The sequence below is a fragment of the Bacillus sp. SIMBA_005 genome (genome assembly GCF_046535585.1).
GTDB classification, from domain to species: Bacteria; Bacillota; Bacilli; order Bacillales; family Bacillaceae; genus Bacillus; species Bacillus pumilus.
In genome coordinates, this window is record NZ_JAWRWI010001350.1 from 1 (window position 1) to 222 (window position 222).

Genomic DNA, 222 nt, shown 5'->3' on the forward strand with positions numbered 1-222 from the left:
TGGGGTGAAGTCGTAACAAGGTAGCCGTATCGGAAGGTGCGGCTGGATCACCTCCTTTCTAAGGATATATGGAGCAGCGTGCGTTTTCGTCTTGTTTAGTTTTGAAGGATCATTCCTTCAAGACATGTCTCTAGCGAGACAGGATTGTTCTTTGAAAACTAGATAACAATAAGTAATACATTCACATTGAATGCAATGCAAAGTTCATCACACATAGTGATT

1 rRNA gene is annotated in these 222 nt (G+C 41.0%); it reads left to right on the forward strand.

Annotated features, from left to right (window positions below):
• Window positions 1-58, forward strand: a 16S ribosomal RNA gene (locus tag SB660_RS24465); the annotation flags it as partial.
• Window positions 59-222 lie beyond the last annotated feature (164 nt).